At 37.4% G+C, this 414-nt stretch carries 1 pseudogene; it reads left to right on the top strand.

Annotated elements, in window-relative coordinates:
• Positions 1–414, top strand: a pseudogene (locus tag IUY40_RS19285) (gliding motility-associated C-terminal domain-containing protein); the annotation flags it as partial.

The raw sequence follows: 414 nt of genomic DNA, 5'->3' as shown, positions 1-414 counted from the left end.
AACAAGCGGTACATACTACGGAGCAATCCAGGATCTAGTAATTGGTTGTGTAAGTTCAGTTAGATTACTCGTAACAGTTACAGTAACTTATCCAGTTAAACCAACAACTAATGATGATACCCAAGATTTCTGTTTGGTTAATAATCCAACAGTTGCTAATCTTCAGGTAAATGAAACAGGTGTTGTTTGGTACAGTTCACAAGTAAGTGTTACACCATTAAATCCAACAACAGCTTTAACAAGCGGAAATTATTATGGAGCAATCCTAGATCCAGTAACTGGTTGTGCGAGTTCAGAAAGATTATTGGTAACCGTAACGGTAACAGATCCAGCTAAACCAACAACTAATGATGATACTCAGGATTTCTGTTTGGCTAATAACCCAACAGTGGCAAACCTTCAGGTAAATGAAAC

Origin of the sequence: Flavobacterium sp. ALJ2 (assembly GCF_015594725.1) — a bacterium.
Taxonomy (GTDB): Bacteria; Bacteroidota; Bacteroidia; order Flavobacteriales; family Flavobacteriaceae; genus Flavobacterium.
This window is presented reverse-complemented; position numbering and strand designations above follow the sequence as displayed.